The 25,396-nt window shown below is 71.2% G+C and carries 22 protein-coding genes and 2 pseudogenes; 17 read left to right on the top strand and 7 right to left on the bottom strand.

The genetic code is table 11. The annotated features are described in order from the left end of the window. Window positions 1-4: 4 nt before the first annotated feature. Window positions 5-370 (top strand): ArsR/SmtB family transcription factor, encoded by a 366-nt coding sequence (locus tag OVA32_RS02880; RefSeq protein WP_044658723.1) that lies wholly within the window; start codon window positions 5-7, stop codon window positions 368-370. An 84-nt stretch (window positions 371-454) separates the two neighbouring features. Beyond that, window positions 455-691: pseudogene (locus OVA32_RS02885) on the top strand (ISL3 family transposase); the annotation flags it as partial. Between the two features lie 118 nt (window positions 692-809). Here the strand turns inward: OVA32_RS02885 and OVA32_RS02890 are convergent. The 3 genes and pseudogenes from OVA32_RS02890 to OVA32_RS02900 all read right to left on the bottom strand — a co-directional run bounded on the left by OVA32_RS02890 (window position 810) and on the right by OVA32_RS02900 (window position 3,392). Beyond that, window positions 810-1,634 (bottom strand): aldo/keto reductase, encoded by an 825-nt coding sequence (locus tag OVA32_RS02890; protein ID WP_233437106.1) that lies wholly within the window; start codon window positions 1,632-1,634, stop codon window positions 810-812. Between the two features lie 177 nt (window positions 1,635-1,811). Beyond that, window positions 1,812-2,003: pseudogene (locus OVA32_RS02895) on the bottom strand (DJ-1/PfpI family protein); the annotation flags it as partial. 45 nt (window positions 2,004-2,048) lie between these two features. Beyond that, window positions 2,049-3,392: an IS256-like element ISMlu11 family transposase gene (locus OVA32_RS02900; RefSeq protein ID WP_104307161.1), complete on the bottom strand. Its 1,344-nt coding sequence runs from the start codon at window positions 3,390-3,392 to the stop codon at window positions 2,049-2,051. A 359-nt stretch (window positions 3,393-3,751) separates the two neighbouring features. Between OVA32_RS02900 and OVA32_RS02905 the strand changes: the two genes are divergently transcribed. Genes OVA32_RS02905 through OVA32_RS02915 form a run of 3 tightly spaced genes read left to right on the top strand, consistent with a single transcriptional unit; the run spans window position 3,752 to window position 5,810 of the window. Next, on the top strand, window positions 3,752-4,417 hold the full coding sequence (locus OVA32_RS02905; protein WP_044658727.1) for a biotin transporter BioY: 666 nt from the start codon (window positions 3,752-3,754) through the stop codon (window positions 4,415-4,417). Continuing rightward, a complete protein-coding gene (locus OVA32_RS02910; protein WP_044658728.1) occupies window positions 4,414-5,175 on the top strand; it encodes an energy-coupling factor ABC transporter ATP-binding protein in 762 nt (253 codons plus the stop codon). The genes OVA32_RS02905 and OVA32_RS02910 overlap by 4 nt, the downstream gene beginning before the upstream one ends. Then, on the top strand, window positions 5,175-5,810 hold the full coding sequence (locus tag OVA32_RS02915; RefSeq protein ID WP_044658729.1) for a CbiQ family ECF transporter T component: 636 nt from the start codon (window positions 5,175-5,177) through the stop codon (window positions 5,808-5,810). The genes OVA32_RS02910 and OVA32_RS02915 overlap by 1 nt, the downstream gene beginning before the upstream one ends. 36 nt (window positions 5,811-5,846) lie before the next feature. On the opposite strand, the gene OVA32_RS02920 is transcribed toward OVA32_RS02915, so the two are convergent. Continuing rightward, the gene (locus OVA32_RS02920; RefSeq protein ID WP_049147545.1) at window positions 5,847-6,299 is read right to left on the bottom strand and encodes an acyl-CoA thioesterase; all 453 of its coding nucleotides are present in this window, start codon (window positions 6,297-6,299) and stop codon (window positions 5,847-5,849) included. Window positions 6,300-6,424: 125 nt separating this feature from the next. Between OVA32_RS02920 and OVA32_RS02925 the strand changes: the two genes are divergently transcribed. Further along, on the top strand, window positions 6,425-6,937 hold the full coding sequence (locus OVA32_RS02925) for a hypothetical protein (RefSeq protein WP_210079080.1): 513 nt from the start codon (window positions 6,425-6,427) through the stop codon (window positions 6,935-6,937). Beyond that, complete coding sequence (locus OVA32_RS02930; RefSeq protein ID WP_267715134.1) at window positions 6,934-7,080, top strand: hypothetical protein; 147 nt, start codon at window positions 6,934-6,936, stop codon at window positions 7,078-7,080. Before OVA32_RS02925 ends, OVA32_RS02930 begins: the two co-directional genes overlap by 4 nt. 6 nt (window positions 7,081-7,086) lie before the next feature. On the opposite strand, the gene OVA32_RS02935 is transcribed toward OVA32_RS02930, so the two are convergent. The 3 genes from OVA32_RS02935 to OVA32_RS02945 all read right to left on the bottom strand — a co-directional run bounded on the left by OVA32_RS02935 (window position 7,087) and on the right by OVA32_RS02945 (window position 11,153). Further along, on the bottom strand, window positions 7,087-9,618 hold the full coding sequence (locus tag OVA32_RS02935) for an HAD-IC family P-type ATPase (RefSeq protein ID WP_210079079.1): 2,532 nt from the start codon (window positions 9,616-9,618) through the stop codon (window positions 7,087-7,089). A 93-nt stretch (window positions 9,619-9,711) separates the two neighbouring features. After that, on the bottom strand, window positions 9,712-10,278 hold the full coding sequence (locus tag OVA32_RS02940) for a DinB family protein (protein ID WP_010080071.1): 567 nt from the start codon (window positions 10,276-10,278) through the stop codon (window positions 9,712-9,714). A 269-nt stretch (window positions 10,279-10,547) separates the two neighbouring features. Continuing rightward, the gene (locus OVA32_RS02945) at window positions 10,548-11,153 is read right to left on the bottom strand and encodes a TetR/AcrR family transcriptional regulator (RefSeq protein ID WP_044658732.1); all 606 of its coding nucleotides are present in this window, start codon (window positions 11,151-11,153) and stop codon (window positions 10,548-10,550) included. Window positions 11,154-11,371: 218 nt separating this feature from the next. Between OVA32_RS02945 and OVA32_RS02950 the strand changes: the two genes are divergently transcribed. The 10 genes from OVA32_RS02950 (at window position 11,372) to OVA32_RS02995 (ending at window position 25,341) form a co-directional block, all read left to right on the top strand. Beyond that, entirely contained in the window at window positions 11,372-13,054 is a 1,683-nt protein-coding gene (locus OVA32_RS02950) for a long-chain-fatty-acid--CoA ligase (RefSeq protein WP_113914455.1), read from the top strand. Between the two features lie 45 nt (window positions 13,055-13,099). Continuing rightward, window positions 13,100-14,314, top strand: coding sequence for an acetyl-CoA C-acetyltransferase (locus OVA32_RS02955; protein ID WP_036336657.1), 1,215 nt, complete (start codon window positions 13,100-13,102; stop codon window positions 14,312-14,314). Window positions 14,315-14,360: 46 nt separating this feature from the next. Beyond that, a complete protein-coding gene (locus tag OVA32_RS02960) occupies window positions 14,361-16,538 on the top strand; it encodes a 3-hydroxyacyl-CoA dehydrogenase NAD-binding domain-containing protein (RefSeq protein ID WP_049147533.1) in 2,178 nt (725 codons plus the stop codon). Then, window positions 16,535-17,386 carry a CoA transferase gene (locus tag OVA32_RS02965; RefSeq protein ID WP_210079078.1) on the top strand — a complete coding sequence of 284 codons (852 nt, stop codon included), beginning with the start codon at window positions 16,535-16,537 and terminating at the stop codon, window positions 17,384-17,386. Before OVA32_RS02960 ends, OVA32_RS02965 begins: the two co-directional genes overlap by 4 nt. Window positions 17,387-17,431: 45 nt before the next feature. After that, complete coding sequence (locus tag OVA32_RS02970) at window positions 17,432-18,613, top strand: acyl-CoA dehydrogenase family protein (RefSeq protein WP_210079077.1); 1,182 nt, start codon at window positions 17,432-17,434, stop codon at window positions 18,611-18,613. A gap of 40 nt (window positions 18,614-18,653) precedes the next feature. Then, window positions 18,654-20,234 carry a long-chain-fatty-acid--CoA ligase gene (locus tag OVA32_RS02975; RefSeq protein WP_245245393.1) on the top strand — a complete coding sequence of 527 codons (1,581 nt, stop codon included), beginning with the start codon at window positions 18,654-18,656 and terminating at the stop codon, window positions 20,232-20,234. 85 nt (window positions 20,235-20,319) lie between these two features. Then, window positions 20,320-21,231 (top strand): LD-carboxypeptidase, encoded by a 912-nt coding sequence (locus OVA32_RS02980; protein ID WP_050773895.1) that lies wholly within the window; start codon window positions 20,320-20,322, stop codon window positions 21,229-21,231. Then, window positions 21,221-22,522, top strand: coding sequence for a DEAD/DEAH box helicase family protein (locus tag OVA32_RS02985; RefSeq protein ID WP_267715149.1), 1,302 nt, complete (start codon window positions 21,221-21,223; stop codon window positions 22,520-22,522). The genes OVA32_RS02980 and OVA32_RS02985 overlap by 11 nt, the downstream gene beginning before the upstream one ends. Window positions 22,523-22,557: 35 nt before the next feature. Then, window positions 22,558-23,452, top strand: a protein-coding gene (locus tag OVA32_RS02990) for an IS5 family transposase (RefSeq protein ID WP_267715151.1) whose coding sequence is annotated in 2 segments (ribosomal slippage) — window positions 22,558-22,914 and window positions 22,916-23,452 — 894 coding nt in all. Because the reading frame shifts where the segments join, the coding sequence is not laid out codon by codon here. Further along, complete coding sequence (locus OVA32_RS02995) at window positions 23,422-25,341, top strand: DUF3427 domain-containing protein (protein ID WP_267715153.1); 1,920 nt, start codon at window positions 23,422-23,424, stop codon at window positions 25,339-25,341. The genes OVA32_RS02990 and OVA32_RS02995 overlap by 31 nt, the downstream gene beginning before the upstream one ends. Window positions 25,342-25,396 lie beyond the last annotated feature (55 nt).

Genomic DNA, 25,396 nt, shown 5'->3' on the forward strand with positions numbered 1-25,396 from the left:
GGGCATGTCCACGACGACCGCGATCACAGCTGCCGGGCTCGAGACGATGAACGGCCCTGAGGAGTGCTGCAGGCTCTCAGCGGGGCCCGTCGACAGCGTCGAGGCCGAGAGGATCGCGTCCTTGCTCAAGGCGCTTTCCGACCCGACCCGTCTCCGGCTTCTGTCCCATGTCGCTGCTCAGGGCTGCAATTCGGTCTGCGCCTGTGATCTCACCGAGCCGCTGGGCATCAGCCAGCCGACCGTGAGTCACCACATGAAGAAGCTCGTCGACGCTGGCCTGCTCACGCGCGAGCAGAAGGGCCGCTGGGCGCACTACTCCGTCGTGCCGTCGGCCTTCGCCGAGCTCCGTTCCTTCCTCGACATCGCCTGAACCCCCGCCGCCGACTTTGGAGATCCTCCTGACCGCACGGCCCAGTGTCCAGGTCGTCTGCGTCCACAACGCCGGTCGCTCGCAGTCCGGTTAGCCGGCGACGCGTTGGTCCGCTGCCACCGCCGGGTCCAGCAGGACCTGCATGGCCACCGCGGCCGCACGGGCGACCCGCTCTACTCCGCCCGTCGAACCCTGCACGCCGGAACCGGGTTGCTCACCGACAAGCAGAGGGCCCGGCTCGAGGCCACTTGGGGGACCTGCCAGCGGATGATCAGCGCCTACCGCGAACCCGACAGGGCTCGAGGAAAGGAGTCGATGGATGGCGTGCACAGGTTCAGGAGGAGGTGACAGGCAGGTCCTTCGGAGACTTGCGCTGACCGGAGCGCTGCCCGGACTGCCCGGACCGCCCGGACCGACCGGGCTGCGCCCTTGGGCAGGGTCACAGCATTTCCAGTGGTCGCGGTCCGCTCGGGGGCGGAAACGCACGGTCCAGAGCATCCAGGTCTTCGCGGGTCAGCTGCACGTCCAGTGCTGTGGCGTTGTCGCGCACGTGCTGCGGGCTGCTCGCCTTGGGGATCGTGCAGAGCGAGTCGCGGCGCAGCACCCAGGCAAGGGCCGCCGCCGCGGGGCTGACGCTGTGACGGGCCGCGACGTCGTTCAGCGTCGTGTCGTCAAGGATGCGGCCCTGCTCGATCGGCGAGTACGCCATGACCGGCAGCTGGTGGTCGGCGCACCACGGCAGGAGGTCGTACTCCGGTCCTCGCCGCGACAGGTTGTACAGCACCTGATCCGTGGCCAGCCCGCTGCTGCCCGGCACGTCCTGCAGCTCGGCGAGGGCCCGGTGGTCGAAGTTGCTGACGCCCCAGTATCGGATTTTCCCGTCCTCGACGAGCTGGTGGAAGGCCGCGACGGTGTCCTCCAGCGGGTACCGGCCCTGCCAGTGCAGCAGGTAGAGGTCGATCCGATCGGTGCCCAGGCGTTTCAGGCTGCGTTCGCAGGCCGCGATCGTGCCGGAACGGGAGGCGTGGGACGGCAGGACCTTGCTGACCACGAACGCCTCGTCGCGGCGACCCGCCAATGCTTCACCGACCACCTCCTCCGCGCCGCCGTCGGCGTACATCTCGGCGGTGTCGACCAGCGTCATGCCCAGCTCGAGGCCGGCGTGCAGCGCGGCGACCTCGTCGCCGCGGCGGCCGGGGTCCTCACCCCAGCCCCAGGTGCCCTGGCCCAGCACAGGGATGGACTCCCCGCTCGGCAGCGTCATCCGTCGCATCCGCGATCACTTCCTTCTGGTTGTCCTGAGGTGGGACGTGGGCTGAGATCCTCGAAGGGCCGGCGCGTCCCCGGCCGGTGCTGGCTTATAGGAGGGTTGCGGGTACCGAGGTGCCGGGTGTCGAGCCGGTAGTCAGCCCCGCCTGTGCCATGTGGCGTACCGGGCTGCTCAGGAGCGGTTTCCGGCGCCGGTGGGCTGGACGGTACCACCACGGCGGAACAGAAGGCAGAGGTCATCGGGTGAGCGGCTGGTGGCCAGGTTCCCGTCTCGGGCGGCCTCTTGGTCCACCACGTTCACGCCGGCGTTGCGCAGGTCGGTGCGGATGCTGGGGAATGAGGTCAGGGCCCGGCCGGTCACGAGACGTCATGGCCCGGGCGTGTCAACTTGTCTGTGTAAGCGGGGTGGTCACAGGTAGGGGTTGATCCGGTCGGGGTAGGCCGCGGCGAGCTGGGCGAGGGCCTGCTTCCAGTTCGTGACGGCCTGACCTTCGACGAGCCGGCCCTGGGCTTTGCGCTGGCCGGCGGGTTTGCCCCGGTCCCGAGCGCGTTCGGCGGCGCGTTTGTCTTCGATGTTGCAGATCGCCAGCCAGAGCAGCTTCACCGCCGCCTCGGTCGAGGGGAAGTGGCCGCGGTTCTTGGTCACCTTCCGTAGCTGGAAGTTCAGCGACTCGATGCTGTTGGTCGTGTAGATGACCTTGCGGAGCATGGGTGGGAACTGCAGGAACGGGATGAACCGCTCCCAGGAGTTCGCCCAGGTCGCGGCTGCAGACGGGTACTTCGTGCCGAGCTCGGAGGCCTCGAACTCGGCCAGCGCCTTCCTCGCGGTCTCTTCGTTGGGGGCGGTGTAGATCGGCTTCAGCGCGGCGGCGACCTTCTTGCGGTCCTGGTAGGCCACGAACCGCATCGCGGCCCGGATCAGGTGAACCACGCAGGTCTGGACCATCGAGTCCGGCCACGTCGCCTCGATCGCCTCCGGCAGGCCCTTGAGCCCGTCGCAGCACACGATCAGCACGTCCTGCACGCCCCGGTTGGCGAGATCGGCGCAGACGTGGGCCCAGAACGCCGAGCCCTCGGTGTCCTGGACCCAGATCCCCAGCACGTGCTTGATGCCCTCGAGGTCCACGCCGACGGCGATGTAGGCGGCACGGTTGAGGACCTGGCTGTTCTCTCGGATCTTGATCCGGATTGCGTCGAGATAGATCACCGGATAGAACTCCTCCAGCGGCCGCGACTGCCACGCCAGGACCTCTTCGCTCACGGCGTCGGTGATGTTGGAGATCGTCTCGTGCGACAGGTCCGTGCCGATCGTGGAGGCCAGGTGGTGCTGGATGTCCCGGATCGTCATTCCGCCGGCATAGAGGCTGATGATCATGTCATCCAGGCCCCCGAGGCGCCGCTGGCCCTTGGGCACCAGGCGCGGGGTGAACGACCCGCCCCGGTCTCGCGGGACGTCCAGCTCGATCGGCCCGACCTCGGACTCCACGGTCTTCGGGGTGGTCCCGTTGCGGGAGTTGGCGTGCTTCAGCGCCTCGCTCGAGCCCTTCTCGTAGCCCAGATGGCTGGTCAGCTCGGCCTGCAGGCCCCGCTCGAGCGCGGCCTTGACCAGCGCGGGCACGAACCCGCCGTCACCGGTGAGCTCGACGCCGCCCGCGTCGATCTGCGCGAACAGGGCATCAAGCTGCCCTGAGGCTTTCAGCTGCTCGACCAGGTCCTGGCCCGAGGGCTCGCCTGGGTTCTTCTCGTCGATCATGGTCATGATTCTTACCGTTCCTCTCGGTACGGCTTACACAGACCATCTGACACGCCCCATGGCCCTGCCCGGACTGCCCGGCCACCCCGCCTTACGCCCCCGCTCGCCAGTACTGGCCGCGGTCCGCGAGATGCTCGGCGGGCCGCAGACCTCGTTCCTGCTGATCGCCGGTCAGCACAACGCCCAAGCCGACCGCTGCCTCGGTGTCGCCCCGGGAACGCACCCCGGCCGCCCACACCTCCGCCCCTGCAGTAGACTCCTGAACACTGTTCAACGTTCAACTCGTCGGGCACTCGCCATGCGCCCCGCGCCTCGGCTGAGCGCCCCCTCGCACTCGCTTCCGCACCAGGAGTCCCTCCATGAGCACTTCCGTGCCCTCGTCCCACGACGGCCACGTCCGCCCCGCGGCCACCACGACGGCGGACCGCCCCACCGACGCCGGCCGCCCCCGTCGCGGTTCCGCCGGCGGCAGCCTCGCGCGCATCGCCGTCATGACCGCGTTGATGGCCGTCCTCGGTCTGGTGCCGCCGATCGCCGTCGCCGGTGTGCCCGCCCCGATCGTGCTGCAGAACATCGCCGTGATCCTGGCCGGTGTGATCCTCGGCCCGTGGCGCGGGGCCGCCTCGATGGCGCTGTTCGCCGGCCTCGTGGCGCTCGGCCTGCCGCTGCTCAGCGGCGGCCGCGGCGGCCTGGGCGTGTTCGCCGGCCCGACGGCCGGCTTCATCCTCGGCTGGATCCCGTCCGCGCTGATCGTCGGCCTGATCTTCTGGGCCCTCACCTCCCGGGCCCGCCCCGGCCTCGGCGCCGGACGGGTCGCGCTCGGCGCGGCCGTCGCCGGGCTGATCGGCGGCGTCGTGATGGTCTACTTCTTCGGCGTGCTCGGCTTCGTCGGGATCGCCGGGATGGAGTTCGGCGCCGCCGTCCTCTCCATGGCCCCGTTCGTGCCCGGTGACCTGATCAAGCTCGTCGTGGCCGTCATCCTCATCGTCGGCCTGTGGAAGGCCTACCCCCGCGCCTTCCGATGAGCCCGGACCGTTCCGTCACCCTCACGGGCGTCCGCGTCGAGGCCGACGGCCCCGAGGGCGTCGTCGTGCTCCTCGACGGCGTGGACCTCACCCTCACAGCCCCGCGCGTGGCGGTGATCGGGGAGAACGGCTCCGGCAAGTCCACGCTGGCCCGCGCGATCGCCGGACTGGCCGACGTCGTCGCCGGGGAGGTGAGCGTGCACGGGGTGGACGCCGTCCGGGACGTGAAGGCGCTGCGCCGCACCGTCGGCTTCGTGTTCGCGAACCCGGCCGCGCAGGTGGTCATGCCCACCGTCCGGGAGGACGTGGAGCTGACCGTGAAGTCGCTCAGGGACGACGCCGGCCGCCGCCTGACCAAGGACGACGTCGCCGCGCGCGTGGCCGCGGCGCTTGAGGAGCACCGGCTCACCGCGCTCGCGGACCGGGCGTGCCTGTCCCTGTCCTCGGGGCAGGCGCAGCGGCTGGCGATGTGCTCGGTGCTGACCGCCGGGCCGTCCCTGGTGATCGCCGACGAGCCGACCTCCCTGCTGGACGGCCGGCACCGGCGGATCGTGGCCGACCGGCTGCTGGCCGCCGACCCCTCGGCCCCGGACGGGTTCCAGCTGCTGCTGGTGACCCACGACCTCGAGCTGGCCCGTGCGTGCGACGAGGCGGTGTGGATCCACGGCGGCCGTGTGGAGCGGACCGGCCCGGCCGAGGACGTGGTCGAGGCGTACGAGCGCTTTCTGGACCACGCCGTGGCGGCGGAGCTGCGCTGATGCTCTCCCTGTACATCCACGGCGACTCGCCCCTGCACCACGCCCGCGCCGGCCTCAAGACGGGCCTGTTCGCGGTGTGGGTGCTGGCCCTGACCCTGCTGCCGCTGTCCCTGTGGGCCGCGGGCGCCGCCGTCGTGGGTGCCGTGACCGCGTATCTCGTGGGCTTCGGGCTGCGGCGCGGTGCGGCGATGATCGCCTCCGACCTGCGCGCTCTGTGGCTGTTCTACGTGGTCCTGTTCGCGGCGCAGTGGATCTTCACCGACGCGTTCGCCGCCGGACTCATGGTGGCGCGCGTGCTCGGGCTCGTGCTCACCGCGCAGGTGCTGACGCGCACCACCCGGATCGCGGACATGACCGGGGTGGCCGAGGCGGTGCTGCGGCCGGTCGAGCGGATCCCGTGGGCGGGGCCACGCCTGGCACGGGCGGGGTTCCGCGCCGACCGCGTGGGCCTGGCGATGGGCCTGGTGCTCTCCTCGATCGGCCACCTGCGCGCCCTGGCTGAGCAGATCCGGCATGCGCAGGCCGCCCGCGGGGTGCGGATGGCGCCGTGGGCCTGGGCGCTGCCGCTGCTGGTGCTCAGCTTCAAGCACGCCGACGACGTCGGGGACGCCCTGGCCGCCCGCGGCATCGACTAGAGCCGCCCGCCCTCCCGCGTGGGGTGGCGGGCCGGCTCAGAGGGGGTTGTCCAGGGGCAGACGGTCGCGGTCGTAGGTGATCTCGGTGAAGCCGTGGGGCACGGGCTTGCCGTCCTCGCCCAGGGACACGAACACGATCTTGTCGATGGTCAGGATCATTTCGCCGGTCACGATGTTCCGCACCTTCGCCCGCATGGTCAGGGACGTGCGCCCGAACTCGGTGGCGCGCAGGCCCATCTCGATCATGTCGCCCTGCTTCGCCGAGGCCAGGAAGTTGATCTCCGAGATCAGCTTCGTCACGCACCGCGGGTTGCCCAGCTGCAGGGTCGCGTAGATGGCCGCCTCCTCGTCGACCCAGCGCAGCAGCGAGCCGCCGAAGAGGGTGTTGTTCGCGTTGAGGTCCTCCGGCTTGACCCACTTGCGGGTGCGGAAGTTGACGTCGTCGTGGGCGGCGCGGTCTGCCGAACGGGTGAAGAGCGTGGAGTCCATGCCCCCACGGTAGAGCGACGCCGACGCCGGCACGAGGGAGGGCGCCCGATGCGCAGACGTGCTCGACCGGGCCGTAGGGTCGCCGGCAGGGATCCGCAACGGAGCACACAGGAGGGACCCGACCGATGACCATCCGCCCCCACCCCGACCCCGCCGCACCCGACGCCACCTGGCGCGATGTGCCGGTGGTCGGCTTCACGGTCGCCGCCGGCACCGCCGTCCTGTTCTGCCTGGTCTGGCTGCTCCGGGATGGGCTCACCACCGACTACACGTGGGGGCTGCTGCTGGCCCCGGTGCTGATGGGTGTGGCCGGGGTGGCGGTGATGGTGCTCTGGGAGCGGCTCCTCGCCCGCGTCCCGCGGCTGGCTGCCACGCTGGTGGCCGCCGTCGCCCTCCTGGCCTTCGTACTGGTGCTCGCCTGGTGGCTCGTCGAGGTGAACGCGCAGACGCACCTGTTCACCGGGAGCACGTTCTGGCTGCTCGCCGTCGCCCCGGTCTGCGCGGGCCTCGCCTGGCTCGCACACCGGCTGCTCCCGGCGGCCCGCCGGCCCGTGGAAGAGCCCCCCGCCGCCCTCGACGACGACGCCTGGGCCCGCCGCCTCGCCGGCGGGCCTGGGCGGTCACCGCGTTCGTGGTGATCATCCTGGCCACCCGTCTCCCGGGCGTGGTGGCCGGGGAGCGGCTCAGCGCGTGGGACGTCGCGTACCCGCTGGTCGCCGTCGTCGTGCTGGTGTGGACGTGGCTCGACTACCGGGCCGCCGTGCGTCGCGCCCGCCGCTGAGGGGTCTCAGGCCCCCGCGGCGGCCAGCACCCGCGCCACGTGGCGGCGGTGCACCTGGTGGATGACCTCGATCAGTCCGCACCCGACGGCAGCGATCACCAGCGCGGCCACGAGCACGTCCGTGGGCGGGACCTCCATCTGGTGGTACCAGCGGGAGGCCGGCACCAGCACGACGGCGGCCAGCACCGCGTACATCGCCAGGATGAGGACCACCACGCGCGCGCTCAGCGGCCGGGACATCACGCTGAGCACCCACAGGCCCAGCAGGGTCAGGGTGATCATGAAGGCGGCCTGCTGGCGGGGCAGGTCGACGTCGCCGGCGGTGAGGCGCACGTACGTCTGCAACGTCACCATGGACAGCAGGATCACCGCGCCGGAGGGGATCGCGAACCGCAGCGCCCGCCCCAGGAAGCCGGGCACGTAGCGGCGCGGGTTCGGCAGCAGGGCGAGGAAGAACGTGGGTGCGCCGATCATGATGAAGTCCACGGTGGAGGCCTGCCGTGGCAGCAGCGGGAACTGCCACGCGAACAGGGAGAACACCACGCCGAACAGCAGCGCGTACGTCGTCTTCGTCAGGTAGATGTGGGCGAGCCGCTCCATGTTGGCGATCACCTGGCGGCCCTCGCCGAGCACGCGTGGCAGGCGGTCGAAGCGCCCGTCCAGGAGCACCATCCGGGACACCGCCTTGGTGGCCGGGGCCGCGTTGCCCATGGCGATGCCCAGGTCCGCGGTCTTCAGGGCCAGGGCGTCGTTCACGCCGTCGCCGGTCATGGCCACCACGTGCCCGCGCGACTGCAGCGCCTGCACCATCGCCTTCTTCTGGTCCGGGCTGACGCGGCCGAACACGTCGTGCTCGGCCATCACGTCGGCGAGCGCGCCGGGGTCCTCCGGCAGGGTGCGCCCGTCGTAGGCCTGGCCCGCCACCTCGAGACCCACCTCGCGCGCCACGGCGGCCACGGTGCGCGGGCTGTCCCCGGAGATCACCACGGTCCGCACGCCCTGCGCGTGGAAGTAGTCGAGGGTCTCGGCGGCGTCCGGGCGCACGTTCTCGCGGAACGTCACGACGGCGACCGGGACGCCTCCGGCGGGCAGCGCCTCCCCGATCAGGGGCTCGTCCGTGCGGGCCAGCAGCAGCACGCGGCGGCCGGCGTCCGCGTCGGCGTGGACCTGGGCGCGGACGGCCTGGGCGGCATCGGGGCCGAGGAGCCGCTCGTCCACGAGGGCCTCGGGCGCACCGAGCAGCCACGTGCCGGCCGCCGCCCCGGCCTCGGGGCCGAACGCGACCGCCGACCACCGGCGCGCGGAGGAGAACGCCACCTGGGCCACGGGGTCCACCGCCGGGACGGCCGTGAAGGGCTCGCGCAGGGCCGCCGCGGTGGGGTTCACGTCCGGGTCCGCGCCGAACCAGGCGAGCACGGCCCGAGGCCCATCGCCGACCTCGGCCGGGGCGCCGTCGTCGTGGGCGTCCGGGGACGCGTCCGCCGAGGCGGGCGCGGCGAGCCGGTCGAACCGGACGCCGCCCTCGGTGAGGGTGCCGGTCTTGTCCAGGCAGACGGTGTCCACGCGGGCCAGGACCTCCACGGCGGGCTGCTCCTGGATGAGGACCTCCTGCTGGGCCAGCTTGAGCGCGGCCACCGCGAACGCGATGGTCGTCATGAGCGCCAGGCCCTGCGGGATCATGCTGGTCACCGCCGCCACGGACGCGATCAACGCGGGCTCCAGGGCGGCCTCGCGCGGCTGGGAGAGGGCGAGGGCCCAGCCGCCGACCGCCGTCATCTGGCCGTGCACGATCACCGCGATGATCGGCACCAGGGCGATCGTCAGCCAGCGGGCCACCTTCTCCAGGGCGCCGCGCAGCTCCGAGCGGATGGCGGAGTAGCGGCGGGCCTCGGCGCTGAGCCGGGCGGCGTGCGAGGCCGAGCCCACCGCCGTCGCGCGCACCAGGCCCGCGCCGGCCACGACGGCCGAGCCCGAGAGCACGGCGTCCCCGGGGGTCTTGGGCACGGGGTCGTTCTCCCCGGTGAGCAGCGCCTCGTCCATGTCCAGGCCGTCCGAGACGAGGACCTCGCCGTCCACGGGCACCTGGTCGCCGCGGCGCAGCACCACGACGTCGTCCCGCACGATCTGCGCCATCGGCAGGGGCACGCGCGCCCCGTCCCGGATGACGACGACGTCGTCCTGGTGCAGCAGCGCGATCCGGTCCAGCTTCCGCTTGGCCGAGTACTCCTGGACCACGCCGATCACCACGTTGGCCACGGCCGCCAGCGAGAACAGCAGGTCCAGCCAGCGGCCCATCAGGATCACGACGACGGCGCACAGCGCGATCGCCAGGTTGAACAGCGTGAACACGTGCACGCGCAGGATCTGCCCCAGCGAGCGGGACGTGTCCCGCGACTGGACGTTGACCAGGCCCGCGGCCTCCCGCTCGGCGACCTCGGCGGCGGTGAGCCCGGTGATCCCCGCCGCGCCGGTGAACCCCAGGCCCGTCCCGCTCTCGGGGGCGGACGGGTGCGCGGACGCAGGGGAGGGGGAGGCCATGGCACAGAATCTACCCAGCCGGCGTGGGGCCGGGCATCCGACGAGGGGATGAACCCGGGTGCGACCGCAGGCGGGACCGCGGGTGGGGCGGGCTCACTCGCCGGTCTGGCCGTCGATCCCCTCGCGCAGCAGGTCGGCGTGGCCGGCGTGGCGGCCGTACTCCTCGATCATGTGGGTGAGGATCCACCGCAGCGAGACCGGGTCGCGCCCCTCCCGGATCCGGTGGGCGCGGGCCAGGGCCGCGGCGCCGTCGTCGCCGTCCGCCGCGAGCAGGTCCACCACGATCTGCCGGGACCGCTCCACCTGGCCCTGCCAGAGGGCGCGCAGGTCCGCCGCGGAGTCCTGCGCCGCGCTGTGCCAGTCCCAGTCGGGGTCCGCGTCGAAGTCCGCGCCCACCCAGGGCGCCGAGGTGGGCTCGCCGAGGGCGACGGCCTCGAACCACCAGAACTCGACGAACGCGAGGTGCTTGAGCAGGCCGCCGAGCGTCATCGCGGACGGGTGCCCCGGCAGCCGGCGGTGCAGCGCGGCCGTGTCCAGGTCCGCCGTCTTCCACTCGATCGTGGCGCGCAGGAAGTCGAGGAAGCCCAGCAGGGTGGCGGCCTCGCCCGCGGCGAAGGGCGGCTCGGGGCGGCCCTGGTCGTCGTAGAACACGGTGGTCATGGCGGCCAGGCTACGCCCCACCTCGCGTTTTCGTTCGGGAAACGGCGCGTGCGGGGGCGGGGGCGGGTGGGGGCGGGGCGCCCGCGGACCTGGAACGCGTGCGGTCGCTCTGAGCCTGCAAAGTGCGCTCATACCGACCGCAGGCGTTCCCGGAACGGGCGGGCCGGCGTCGTGGCCACCCAGGAGGACCCGGAGGAGCTCGTCGGGGTCAGCGAGGACTGGGCGGCGCAGGCGTACGCGGACGCCGCCGCGGTGGGCGGCGATCCTGCTCACCGCGGCGGATCCACCACGAGCCGCACCCGCGGGCTCGCCTGTTCGGCGGCGCCCTCCTGGGTCTCGGCGATCCGGCGCCAGATGCGGTCCGCCGACGGGTCGACCATCAGGTGCCCCATCTGCCGGATGACGGTGCCGAACACGGACGTCGGCATGCTGCGCCGCGGGGCGAAGCCGGACCGGCGCAGGCGCTCGGTCTGTTCCGTGGTCAGGTCCACGAGGCGCTCCAGCAGGGACTCGGTCTCCCCGCCGGCCTCCAGCAGCGAGCGGCGCACGTAGGCCCCCACCACCGGGTGGTCGGCCAGCAGGTCCGCGAACGCCGCGTCGCGGGCCGCGGACACCTCCTGTGGGGTGCCCACGAGCGGGACCTCGTCGAGGGTCGCGGCGATCAGGCGCAGCACGTCGTCGTCGACGGCGCGGGTCAGCCCCGCCTTGCTGCCGAAGTGGTGCCGCACCAGCCCGGGGGCGACGCCGGCCCGTTGCGCTATCTCGCGGACGCTGGCCATCTCGACCCCCCGCTCGGCATACAGCTCGAGGGCCGCCAGGCGCAGGCGCGCGGGGGAGGAGAGATCGTCCTGGTCGAAGGGCAGGGGGGTGTTCATCGGGTCCTCGGGGCTGGGTCGGCGGATGGGATGGCCCGTGGTCGGGAGATGAGGATGCGGGGGCTCGCTGAACCCTACGGCAGGGATCGAAACGCCCCCCGCACCCTTCTTGCACGCTAGTGCAACATCGTGCTTGAGTGTGCAACATCAGCTCAGTGAGGCATGTCACAGACGACTGCCGCCCGCCTCCGCGACCACCACACCTCCCAGGGGGACCCATGCAGACCACCGACACCGTCCTCGGCACCCCGTCCACCATGGGCGACGACGAGCAGCTCACCACCACTCGCCTCCTGCGGGACGCCGCCCGGACCTTCGGGGATCAGCAGATCATCCACACCCGCGGCGGCGGCTCCCGGTGGCAGACCACCACCTACGCGGCCGTGTGGGAGCGGGTGCGCCGCATGGCCGCGGCCCTGCGCGCCGAGGGCGTCGGGCCGGGGGACCGGGTCGGCCTGCTGCTGTGGAACGACGTCCGCCACCTCGAGTCCTACTTCTCCGTCCCGCTGCTGGGCGCGACCATGGTGCAGCTCAATCTGCGCCTGGCGCCCACGGACCTGGCCTACGTGATCACCCACGCGCAGGTGGGGACGATCGTCGTGGACGAGACCCTCCTGGAGCTCGCCGCCGCGCTCGAACCGCACCTGCCCGGGGGCATCCGCTGGATCGTGGCCGGCGACGGCGAGCTCCCCGCCGACTGGGCCGGTCGCGGCGACGTCCTCTCCTACGAGGCCCTCCTCGACGGGCAGGAGCCGCTCGAGACAGCGGACCTGCCGAACGTGAGTGAGCGCTCCGCCTCCGGCGCCTGCTACACCACGGGCACCACCGGCCGTCCCAAGGGCGTCTTCTACTCGCACCGGGCCACCTGGCTGCACGCGCACGCCGTGGTGTCCACCCTGGGCATGACCATGGCGGACACCGCCCTGCTGCTGACCCCCATGTTCCACGCGCAGTGCTGGGGCCTGCCGTTCGCCGCCGTCGCCGTGGGCGCGCGCCTGGTGCTGCCGGGCCGGTTCAACCTCACGGACACCCCGTGGCTGACCTCCACCCTCGTGGACCACGGCGTCACCGTGGCCCCGGCAGCCCCCGCGATCCTCATGCCGATGCTCCACCACCTCCGCACCCTCGAGACGCCCCCACGGATGGACGGCGTGCGCCTGCTGTGCGGCGCGACGGAGCCCCCCGTGGCCATGATGCGCGGCTTCGACGAGCTCACCGGCGCGGAGGTCATCCACGCCTACGGCGCCACGGAGACCTCGCCCATCGTCTCCCTCAACCGCATGAAGCCGAGCCTCATGGACACCCTCTCCGAGGATGAGCGGTGGAACCTCAAGCGGTTCCAGGGCCTCGTCGTCGTCGGGGTGGACGTGAAGATCACCGACCCGCTGGGCGAGCTGCTGCCGCCCGGCGAGGAGAACGTGGGCGAGATCCGCCTGCGCGGGCCCTGGGTGACCACCTCCTACGCGGACAACGCCGAGGCCACCGAGGCCGGCTTCGACGACGAGGGCTACTGGCGCTCCGGGGACCTGGGCTACCTCTCCCCGGAGGGCTACCTCAAGGTCACCGACCGCCTGAAGGACGTGGTCAAGTCCGGTGGCGAGTGGATCTCCTCGATCGACCTGGAGAACCACATCATGACCGTCCCCGGGGTCCGCGACGCCGCCGTGATCGGCGTCCCCCACCCCCAGTGGGAGGAGCGTCCTCTGGCCCTCGTGGTGCGGGACGAGGACTCCGACGTCGACCAGGACGCCGTCCTCGCCGCACTCGCCGAGCGCTTCGCCACCTGGCAGCTGCCGGACGAGGTCCGCTTCGTGACGGAGATCGACCGGACCGGCGTCGGGAAGGTCAACAAGCGCAAGCTGCGCGCCGACTACGCCGACGCCCTCACCTCCGGCCGCTGACCGGCCCGCCACCTCCCCAGACCCACCCCGACCCCAGGAGACCCCGTGACCCAGGACGCCTTCCTCTACGACGCCCTCCGCACGCCGCGCGGTGCCGGCAAGCCCTCCGGCTCCCTCCACGAGGTCAAGCCGATCGACCTCGTCGTCGGCCTGACCCACGCGCTGCGCGACCGCCATGAGGGGCTCGACCCCGCCGACATCGAGGACATGATCCTCGGCTGCGTCAGCCCGGTGGGCGACCAGGGCGCGGTCCTGCCCCGGGTGGCCGCCCTCAAGGCGGGCCTGCCGCAGACCGTGGCCGGCGTGCAGCTGAACCGGTTCTGCGCCTCCGGGCTCGAGGCCGTGAACCAGGCCGCCGCCCGCATCCGCTCCGGCTGGGAGTCTCTGCTCGTGGCCGGCGGCGTGGAGTCCATGTCCCGCGTGCCCATGGGCTCCGACGGCGGCGCGTGGGCCATGGACCCGGCCACCTCCCTGGCCACCGACTTCGTCCCGCAGGGCGTCTCCGCGGACCTGATCGCCACCCGTGAGGGATTCAGCCGCGCAGAGCTGGACCGCTTCGCCGCGCAGAGCCACCGCCGTGCTGCGGCGGCGTGGCAGGAGGGCCGGTTCGCCCGCTCCGTGGTCCCGGTGACGGACATGAACGGGATGACCGTGCTGGACCGGGACGAGACCATCCGCCCCGACTCGTCCGTGGAGACCCTGGCCACGCTCAAGCCCTCCTTCGAGGCGCTGGGCCGGGAGGCGGGCTTCGACGCCGTGGCGCTGGAGAAGTACAGCTCGCTGGCGGGGATCGAGCACCTGCACCACCCCGGCAACTCCTCGGGCATCGTCGACGGCGCCGCGCTGACGCTGATCGGCTCCGAGGAGGCCGGCCGGCGGGCCGGGATGAGTCCGCGGGCCCGGATCGTCTCCGCCGCCGTCGTCGGCTCCGAGCCCACCATCATGCTCACCGGCCCCACCCCGGCGTGCCGCAAGGCCCTCGAGGTGGCCGGCATGACCGCCGCGGACATCGACCTCGTGGAGATCAACGAGGCGTTCGCGGCCGTGCCGCTGCTGCTGATGAAGGAGATGGGCTGGACCGAGGAGCAGACCAACGTCAACGGCGGCGCGATCGCCATGGGCCACCCCCTGGGGGCCACCGGCGCCATGATCCTCGGCACCCTCGTGGACGAACTCGAGCGGCGCGACCTGCGGACCGGCATCGCCACGCTCTGCATCGGCGCCGGCATGGGCGTCGCCACGATCGTCGAGCGCGTCTGAGCGCCCCACCCACCCGACCGACCAGCACGGCAGGAAGAGCACCGGCATGAGTGAGCACATGATCACCTGGGACCAGGACGCCGACGGCGTCGTCACGCTGACCATGGACGACCCGCAGGCGCGGGTCAACACGATGAACGAGCGGTACCAGGACGCGATGGACGCCGTCGTGGACCGCCTGGAGGCGGAGCGGGACACGGTGACCGGCGTCGTCCTGACCAGCGCGAAGAAGACCTTCTTCGCCGGCGGCGACCTGGACTCCCTGGCCCAGGCCGGCCCCGAGGACGTGGAGTCCGTGTTCGCGCTGACGCAGCGGGTCAAGGGCCAGCTGCGCCGCCTCGAGACCCTCGGCCGCCCCGTGGTCGCCGCGATCAACGGCACGGCGCTCGGCGGCGGCCTGGAGATCGCCCTGGCCTGCCACCGGCGCATCGCCGTGGACGACCCGGGGCTGAAGGTCGGCCTCCCGGAGGTCACCCTGGGCCTGCTGCCCGGAGGCGGCGGCATCACCCGCCTGGTGCGCATGGTGGGCGTGGAGCGCGCCCTGATGGAGTGGCTGCTGCAGGGCACCGCCCGCGACGCCCGGGCCGCGATGGAGAAGGGGATCATCGACGAGGTCGTGACCGACCCCGCGGACCTGGTGCCCGCCGCCAAGCGCTGGATCCTGGAGCACCGCGACGACGCCGACGCCGCCGCGAAGCCCTGGGACGTCAAGGGCTTCAGGATCCCCGGCGGCACCCCCGCCCAGGCCTCCTTCGCCTCCCGCCTGCCCGCGTTCGCCGCCACCCTGCGCCGGCAGCTCCACGGCGCGGACCTGCCCGCCCCGAAGGCGATCCTCAGCGCCGCGGTGGAGGGCTCGCAGGTGGACTTCGACACCGCCTCGCGCATCGAGACCCGGTACTTCGTGTCCCTCGTGACGGGCCACACCTCCTCCGCCATGATCCAGGCGTTCCACTCGGACATGCAGGCGCTGCGCTCCGGCGCGGCCCTGGGCGGTCCCTCCCGCGAGCGCAGCACGATCACCACGGCGGCGGTGCTGGGCGCCGGGATGATGGGCGTGGGCATCGCCCACGCGCTCGCGCTCAACGGCGTGGACGTGATGCTCAAGGACGTCAGCCTGGAGGCCGCCGAGCGCGGCCGTGAGCGGGTGGGCGCCCTCCTCGAGGGGCGCGTGGCGAAGGGGCGCATGAGCCGCGAGGACGCCGACGCCGTCCTGGCCCGCGTGCAGCCCACCGAGGACTATCAGGACCTCGCGCACGTGGACGCGGTGATCGAGGCCGTGTTCGAGGACGTCGAGCTCAAGGACTCGGTGTTCGCCGAGGTGGAGAAGGTGGTCGGCCCGGACACCCTGCTGTGCAGCAACACCTCCACGCTGCCGATCACCCTGCTGCAGGGCCCGCGGGAGCGCTCCCAGGACTTCATCGGCCTGCACTTCTTCTCCCCGGTGGACCGGATGAAGCTCGTGGAGATCATCCGTGGTGAGCAGACCTCCCCGCGCACGGTGGAGCGCGCCTACGACCTGGTGCAGCAGATCCGCAAGCTGCCCATCCTGGTCAACGACGGGCGCGGCTTCTACACCTCCCGCGTCTACGGCACGCTCGTGCTCGAGGCCGCGGCCCTCGTGGAGGAGGGCGTGGACGCGCAGCGGATCGAGCGGGCGGCCCGCCACGCCGGCTTCCCGGCCTCCCCGCTGGCCATGATGGACGAGGTCTCCCTGACCCTGATCCAGCACATCCGCCGCGAGGAGGAGAAGGCCGTCGCCGAGGCCGGCGGTGAGCGTCCGGTGCGTCCGGGCGAGCGCGTGGTGGAGCGCATGGTGGACGAGTTCGGCCGCCCGGGCCGCGCTCAGGGCGCCGGCTTCTACGAGTACCCGGAACAGGGCCCCAAGCACCTGTGGCCAGGCCTGGCCGAGCACTTCGCCACCGGGGCGGACGTGCCCGAGCAGGACCTGCAGGACCGCCTGCTGTACCGCATGGCCATCGAGACGGCCCGCTGCTTCGACGACGGCGTCCTCACCGACGCCCCCTCGGCGAACCTCGGCGGCGTGTTCGGCATCGGCTTCCCGCCGCACACCGGTGGGCCAGTGACGTTCATGACGCACCGCGAGGGCGGACCGGCCGCGTTCGTGGCCCGCGCCGACGAGCTGGCCGACCGCTACGGCGAGCGGTTCCGTCCCGGCGACACCCTCCGGCAGCTGGCCGAGCGAGGCGAGGGGCCGGGCCGATGAGCGCCGCACCGCTGGCCGGGGTGCGCGTGGTGACCATCGCGCTGAACCTGCCCGGGCCCGTCGCCGCGGCCCGCCTGCAGGAGCTGGGCGCCGACATCGTCACGGTGCTCCCGCCCAGCGGGGACCCCGTGGCCACCCTGGTGCCGGCCCTCTACGAGGAGCTGCACCGCGGGCAGTCGGTGCGCACCGTGGACATGAAGTCCCAGGCCGGGGCTGCCGAGATGGAGCAGATCCTGGCCGAGGCGGACGTGTTCCTCACCTCCCACCGCTCCGGGGCGCTGCGCCGGCTGGGCCTGGACGCCGACGCCGTCCGCGCCCGCCACCGGCGGATCTGCCAGGTGGACATCACCGGATACGACGGGGACCGCACGGACGTGCCAGGCCATGACATCAACTACCAGGCCGCGGCGGGCCTGCTGGCGCCGGGGGCTCCACCGCGGATCCTCGCGGCGGATCTGCACGGTGCCGAGCGGGCCGTCTCCGCCGCGCTGGCCCTGCTGTGGGCCCGCGGCGCGGACGGGGACGGCGGGCATGCCACGGTGGCGCTCGCCGATGCGGCGCACGCCCTGGCCCTGCCCAACCGGCACCGCATGACGGGCCCGCGCAGCCCCCTGGGCGGGGCCCTGCCCCACTACGGGGTGTATCCGGCGGCCGAGGGCCATGTGGCCGTCGGCGCGCTCGAGCCGCACTTCGCGGCCGCGCTCGTCGAGGGCCTCGGGCTGGACGCGGACGGGGACGTCCGCGCGCAGCTCACCGAGGCCCTCTCCCGGCACGACGCCGCCCACTGGCAGGCATGGGGGGAGAAGCGGGGCATCCCGCTCACCGCCCTGGCCAGCCCCACCGCCTGACCCCCACGACTCAGCACCCCCTCGAACGACCTCCAGGAGCCCCTCATGACCACCACGGATTCCCGCACCCGCTCGCTGATCGACGTCGACGTCCTCGAGTACCACCGCCTCCTGACGCCCGAGCAGCAGGACAAGCTCACGGAGATCCGCGCCGCCCTGGCCGAGATCGTCACCCCGCACGTCGCGGAGGCCTGGAGCCGGGACGAGTTCCCGCACGAGATCGCCCGCCGCGTCGGGGAGCTGGGCTACGACCACATCAGCGGCATGACCGAGGACCCGCTGTTCCGCGGGCACCTGATGGCCGAGCTGGCCCGCGCGGACATCTCCCTCAGCGTGTACTTCGCCCTGCACAACGACCTCGTGGGAGCCACCCTGGAGGCCCTGGGCTCGGAGGAGCAGAAGCAGACGTGGCTGCCGGGCCTGTACGCGATGGAGTACACCGGCTGCTTCGCGCTGACCGAGCCGGAGCACGGCTCCGACGTCGCCGGCGGCATGGCCACCACGGCCCGCCGTGAGGGGGACGAGTGGGTGATCAACGGGGCCAAGCGGTGGATCGGCAACGGCACCATGTCCCGGATCGCGATCGTGTGGGCCCGGGACGAGGAGGACGACCAGGTCAAGGGCTTCATCGTGGAGACCGACACCCCCGGCTACGAGGCCACCAAGATCGAGCACAAGACCGCGGTGAAGATCGTGCAGAACGCGGACATCACCTTCACGGACGTGCGCATTCCGGCGGAGAACAAGCTGGAGAAGGCCGACACCTTCGCGGACACCAACGTGATCCTGCTGGGCTCCCGCAACGGCCTGGGCTGGCAGGCCGTGGGCGCGCAGCAGGGCATCCTCGACGCCGCCCGCCGCTACGCGCTGGAGCGCACCCAGTTCGGCCGCCCGATCGCCGGGCATCAGCTGGTGCAGTCCCTGCTCGTGCAGATCGCCGGCAACCTGGCCGCCACGCTCGGCATGGCCCACCGCGCCGTCCAGCTCGAGGCCGAGGGCGAGGTGTCCATGACCCAGGCCTCCCTGGTGAAGCTGAAGACCTCCCAGATGTGCCGCGAGTCGGCCGCGCTGGGCCGGCAGATGATGGGCGGCAACGGCATCCTCGCCGACGTCGGGCTCGGCCGGTTCTTCTGCGACGTCGAGGCGATCTTCACGTACGAGGGCACCTACGAGGTGAACTCGCTGATCGTGGGCCGCGGGCTCACCGGCCACTCCGCCTTCCTCTGAACCCCTTCTGACGACCGTCCCCACCAGATCAGGAGCCACCGTGACCACCTCCGAGACCCCCGACACCTCCGCGACCACCCACGGCCGGCCCACCGAGCGCCGGGGCCATGTGGCCGAGCTGCTCTCGGTCACCGTGGCCCGGCAGCCGGATGCCGTGGCCCTGCGGATCGGCGAGGCCAGCATGACCTACCGCGAACTGGACCAGGTCACGGCCGCGACGGCCGGCTGGCTGCGCCACCGCGGGGTGGGCCCGGGGGACCGGGTGGCCGTGATGCTGCCCAACGTCCCGGCCTTCGTGGCGGTCTACGAGGCGCTCATGCGTCTGGGTGCGGTGGTGGTGCCGCTCAACCCGCTGTTCACCGCCCGTGAGCTGGAGTACTTCCTCGAAGACTCTGGGGCGCGCATGCTCTGGGCCATGCCCGGGCTGCCGGCCGTGGACGAGGTGGCCGCGAACGTCGACGTTGAGGTGGTCACCCTGGACCTCGAAGCGGTCGGGCGGGAGTGCGCCGCCGAGGGCATCGACCCGGCCACGGAGATCACCCCGCGGGACCCCGACGACGACGCCGTCCTGCTCTACACCTCGGGCACCACGGGGCGGCCCAAGGGGGCCAGGCTGACGCACACGAACCTGCGTTCCAACGCCATGGCGACGGCGACCGGCCTGGGCCGGCTCGGCCCGGACGACGTCGTGTTCGCGGCGCTGCCGATGTTCCACGTGTTCGGGCTCTCGGTGGTGCTCAACGGCGCGGTGTTCGCCGGGTCCACCCTGTCCCTGATGCCGCGGTTCGTGCCGGAGGCCGCCTACGACCAGCTGCAGGACCACGGCGTGACGTTCCTGCCCGGCGTGCCCACCATGCACGGCGCGTTCCTCGCCGTCGCCCGGGCCCGCCGCGAGGCCGGGGCCGAGCCCGCGGACTTCTCCCGCCTGCGCCTGCCCCTCTCCGGCGGGGCGAGCATGCCCGTGGAGACCCTGCGCGCGGCGGAGAAGCTGTACGGCGTTCCCGTGTTGGAGGGCTACGGGCTGTCCGAGAACGCGGGTGCGTGCTTCTTCAACCCCGTGGACGCCCCGATCCGCCCGGGCACCGTGGGCCGGCCCGTGGACGGCTTCGAGGCCCGGATCATCACCGTGGACGGGACCGTGGTGCCCGAGGAGGACCTCGAGACCGCCGGCGAGCTGCGCATCCGCGGCGAGGGCATCATGGCCGGCTACTGGGGCCGCCCGGAGGACACGGAGGCGGCGTTCGACGAGGACGGCTGGTTCCGCACCGGGGACATCGCCCGCCGGGACGAGGCCGGGTACGTGATGATCGTGGACCGGCTCAAGGACGTGATCATCCGCGGCGGCATGAACGTGTACCCCCGCGAGGTGGAGGAGGTCCTCTACGAGCACCCGGACGTGGTCGAGGCGGCTGTGGTGGGTATGCCGGACGAGCGGCTGGGCGAGGAGATCGCCGCCTTCGTCTCGCTGGCCCCGGGCAGCGCCGTCACGGGGGAGCAGCTCCAGGCGTTCGCGGCCGAGCGGCTGGCCCGCTACAAGCAGCCGCGGGAGGTGACCGTCCTGGACGGGTTGCCGAAGAACGCCACGGGCAAGATCCTGCGCCGCGAGCTGCGTCAGGGGTGAGGGGCGTGCCGGGCGGTCTGGGCGCGGGTGGTCTGGTCTGAGTGAGAGGAACGACGGACAGATGGCCTCTCGCTACGCTCCCGGTATGACTCAGCCGCTCGTCCACCCGCCCAAGGCCCAGCCGGGCGACAGGATCGCCGTCGTCTCGCCGTCGTTCGCGGCTCCCGGCTTCGCGCCCGCGGTGCACGAGCAGGCGATGCGCCGCCTGGCCGAGGTGACCGGACTGGTGCCGGTCGAGTACCCCACCACCCGGCAGCTCGGGGCGAGCGCCGAGGACCGGGCGCGGGACCTGAACGCGGCGTTCGCGGACCCCCAGATCCGTGCGGTGATCGCCACGGTGGGCGGGGAGGACCAGATCACCGTGATCGGTCACCTGGACGCGGACGCCGTGCGCGCGGACCCCAAGCCGTTCCTCGGTCACAGCGACAACACCAACCTGCACCAGTGGCTGTGGGCGAACGGCGTGGCGAGCTTCTACGGAGGCTCCACCCAGGTGCACCTGGGGCCGGGACCGGCTGTGGATGAGGTGCACGCCGCGTCCCTGCGGGCCGCCCTGCTGACGGGAGGGCGGCTGGAGATCACGGAGCCGGGGGAGTCGGAGGACCACGGCGTCGACTGGCTGGACCCGCGGGCGCTCAGCGAGTTCGGGACGCGCGAGCCGGTGCCAGGCCCGCACGACGACGGCGCGCGCGGCGTCGGCGGCGCCTCACCCTGGCGCTGGGCCGGGCCGCGGCGCGCGGTGACCGGCCGGACATGGGGCGGCTGCCTCGAGGTGCTGCTGTGGGTCGGGGAGGTGCGTCGGATGCTGCGCATCCTGGGGGAGCGCGCTGTGCACGCCGTGCTGGCGGCCCGGCCGCCGACGAGCTCCTTCGAGGTGCCGCGCGGCGCGGTCGAGCGCGCGCGGCGGCGCAGGCCACTGGGCAGTACTCATCGGTCGTCTTTGGGAACTCCTCCACGTGCCCGGGTGGGGTGTCAGAATCAGCACCGTGAGCACTAACGACGAAGCGGTCGCAGGGCGTCTTCTTAGGCTGCCCGCGGGAGCATATGAGCAGGTAGAAACCCTGCACGTGCGGCAGCAGCTGGCCGCCGCGCAGAATCTCGAGCCGGGGTTTGAACCACTCAGTGACACTGCTTTGCCCCATCAACTTGCCGTTCATGTCGGCGGTCTGCTTCGGCATGCGCTGACGCAGGCGAAAACGCCGGAGAAGCAGGTCGAGCTGGTACAACGCGTCATCGCAGCCTTGGGGGCGGACTATGCGCCTGATCTTCCGGTCTCAGAGCCCGGACGACCGGGACGACTGCGGACGCTCCAGGAGATCCGACCTGCCGCATCGCCCGTCAAGGAGCGACTGGCCCGGCCGGCGACGCCTCTCTCCGAGGTTGCCTTGCTGACGAACGCGGTGGGGGAACCCAGCATCGGCGCTGAGATTCGCGACGAACTAGCCTCGGCCGACCGCGTCGATCTGTTGTGCGCGTTCGTGAAATGGCACGGGCTGCGCACTTTAGAGAAACAGTTGGCCTCTTTGGCTGAGCGCCAGGTGCCGTTCCGCGTCATCACGACGACCTACGTGGGGGCGACCGAACGGGCAGCACTGGATCGCATCGTGGGTGAGTTCGGCGGCGAGGTGCGCGTGAACTATACGACCGCCTCGACGCGCCTCCATGCAAAGGCATGGCTGTTCCACCGCGAGAGTGGCTGGAGCACGGCTTACGTTGGATCATCCAACCTATCCAAGGCCGCGATGCTGGACGGTTTGGAGTGGAATGTCCGGTTGTCCTCCATCGCGACTCCATCACTAGTCAGGAAGTTCCAGGCCACGTTCGACACGTACTGGGCCGACCCGGCGTTTGAGCCCTACGACCCGGAGCGGGACGCCGAGCGCCTCGACCGCGAACTGCGACAGGGATCATTCACAGACCGCGGGGACCGCATCGACCTCAGCGGTCTGGACGTACACCCGTATCCGCACCAGGCGAGGATGCTTGATGACCTCAACGCTGAGCGCGCGCGTGGTCATCACCGCAACCTGCTCGTCGCGGCCACCGGCACGGGCAAGACGGTGATAGCTGGCCTTGACTACCGGGACATGGCACTGCGTGCCGGTTCGCCCCCAACTCTTCTCTTTGTGGCGCACCGGGAAGAGATTTTGCGCCAGGCCCGGAAGACCTACCGCGCCATTTTGAACGACGGCACCTTCGGGGAGCTGTTCGTCGGGGGAGAGCATCCGTCGCAGTGGAAGCACGTGTTTGCGTCCGTTCAGTCCTTGGCTCGGCTAGGGCGTGTCTGAGAATAGATGCACGAGTCAGCTGAGACCCTGGGGACATGTCCCGGTTCCAGATGCTCTCCGACGCCCAATGGGAGTTGATCGCCCCGATGCTCCCGACCCGGACCGGCCGCGCCGGCAGGCCGTTCGCCGACGCCCGCACCATGGTGGAGGCGATCATCTACCGGTACCGGTGCGGAATCGCTTGGAGGGATCTGCCCGAGGTCTACGGGCCCTGGCAGACCGTGTGGACCTGGCATCGGCGCTTGGCCGAAGAAGGCACATGGGACACGGTGCTGGCCACGCTGACCGCCGCCGCTGACGCCGAAGGCCTGATCGATTGGTCGGTCTCGGTGGACTCCACGATCGCCCGCGCCCACCAGCACGCGACGAACATCACCCGCCACACAGGGGGATGGATCGAACTACAAGAATCCGCGTGAGGAGCCGGCCGATCACGGCATCGGGCGCTCCCGTGGCGGGCTGAGCACGAAGATCCATCAGCTCGTCGATGGGACCGGGCTGCCGCTGGTCAGCCTGATCACCCCCGGCCAGGCAGGGGACTCCCCGATGCTGCTTCCTCTTCTGGAGCAGCTGCGCGTGACCCGGCCAGTAGGGCGGCCCCGGACCCGCCCCGAGGCCGTGCTGGGCGATAAGGCGTACTCCTCCCGGGCGATCCGCACCCACCTACGCGCCCGTGGGATCAAAGCGGTCATCCCCGAACCGGCCGACCAGCAGGGCCACCGCAGACGGCGCGGTGCCCGCGGCGGGCGCCCCGTCAGCCTCGACGCGGACGCCTACAAGGGCCGCAACGTCATCGAGCGTCAGTACGCGCACCTGAAGCAGTGGCGGGGTCTGGCGACCCGGTATGACAAGTACGCGATCATCTACAGGGCCGCTGTGGTCCTGAATGCTGTGATCGCATGGTCAAAACGATTGTCAGACATGCCCTAGGTGTCGCCACGTTGTCTCCGGACCTGTTCGATGTCGTCGTCATCGACGAGTTTCATCACGCCTCTGCGAGTTCCTACGAGGCACTCCTCCGCCATCTCAGGCCACGCGAGGTCCTCGGTCTGACGGCGACACCGGAACGCGCCGATGGGGTCAACGTCAAGGACCTGTTTGAAGGACGCATTGCCTCCGAAATGCGCCTCTGGGACGCGCTTGAGGCGGACATTCTTGTGCCCTTCCACTACTTCGCCGTGAACGACGACGTCGACCTTCGAGGAATCGAATGGCGTAATGGCCAGTACGACGTGGGTGCACTGGGTCGGATCTACACCGGCGACGAGGCCCGTGCTCGGAAGATTCTGGCGGCGCTCAGCGACAAGGTATCTGACCTCGATGCCATGAAGGCCCTGGGGTTCTGTGCCACGGTGGACCATGCTCACTTTATGGCCGAGGTGTTCAACCGCGCGAAGGTCCCGGCGGCCGTGGTGGTGGGGGACACCGGGTCAGAAGAACGAGCCGCTGCCTTCAGAGACCTCCGTGCTGGGACCCTGAAGGTGCTCTTCGGCGTCGATGTGTTCAATGAGGGGCTCGACATCCCTGAGGTCAACACGGTCCTTTTTCTTCGACCGACGCAGAGTGCCACGATCTTCCTCCAGCAGCTCGGACGAGGGCTCCGCCGCTCTCCCACCAAGAGCGTGCTGACAGCGCTAGATTTTGTGGGCCATCAGCGCAAAGAATTCCGTTTCGACCTCAAACTGCGCGCGCTGACGGGCAGTGGTCGGCGCCAGTTGATCGACGACGTTGAGGCAGGATTCCCCTACCTCCCGCCGGGATCGCAGATCGTGTTGGACCGGGTGGCGGAGGAAAACATCCTGGCCAATCTCAAGAATCAGGTGGGTTTGAAACTGTCGGACCTAGTCAGGGATGTGCGGGACCACGCCACTGCGGCGCGCGTCGGACTTGCCGACTATGCGCTGGCGCGGTACCTCGAGGAGGCCGGCCGTGGGCTGGAGGACGTGTACCGGCCAGGAAAATCGGGACGGAGCTGGAGTACCGTCAAAGACCTCGCGATGGGTAACCACCTCGGGGTCATCATGACTCCCGACGACCGTGGGATGACCCTCCGTGCTATCACGCTGCGCCACGTGGACGATGCCGAGCGGGCCGATGCGTACCGCCGGTTGCTCACAAATAATACACGCTATGAAGAGCTGACTCCGCAGGATCAGCAGTACGCGCGCATGCTGTATTTCACCCTCTTGCATGGGGCGGGGCCAGCCCCATTTTCCGATTTCGACGAAGCTTTCGACTGGGTTCGGGGGTTGCCCGCATTCGTGGAGGAGGTCGACCAGTTGCTCGACGTCGTCGTGTCGAGCGCCCGGACCGCTCCCGAGCACCTGCGGTTGGGGAAGCCGACGGCCCTCCGTAGCCATGCACACTATCGACGGACGGAGATTCTGGCCGGCCTGGACATCTCATCGTGGGAGCGCACGCAGTCGAGTCACCGGGAAGGCGTGGCCTTCTCCCCGGACTACAACACCGATGCTCTCCTCGTGACCCTTAAAAAGGATGCTCGGCAGTTCTCACCCAGCACGATGTACCGCGACTTTGCCGTCAGCCGGTCCGCATTCCACTGGGAGAGTCAGAACGTCACGACCGCTCGCTCCCCCACGGGCCAGCGCTACCTCAGCAAGGAGCACGGCGAGTCGCACACCCTAATGTTTGTTCGAGGGTCGGGTAGGGATGCGATTGGAGAGGGTGCTGCCTATCTGTGTCTGGGAACGGTGCAGTTCGCGGATTGGTCGGGCACAGAACGGCCGATGCAGATCACTTGGGCACTGGATCGCGAGATGCCTACCTCGGCGTACCAGGAAGCGAGGGCCGCTAGCTAGGTGTTGTGGGTCATGAGGTTCTTGACACGAGGCACGGGCTGAGATGAGACGAGCG

This window comes from Micrococcus sp. SL257 (assembly GCF_026625585.1).
Lineage (GTDB): Bacteria > Actinomycetota > Actinomycetes > Actinomycetales > Micrococcaceae > Micrococcus > Micrococcus luteus.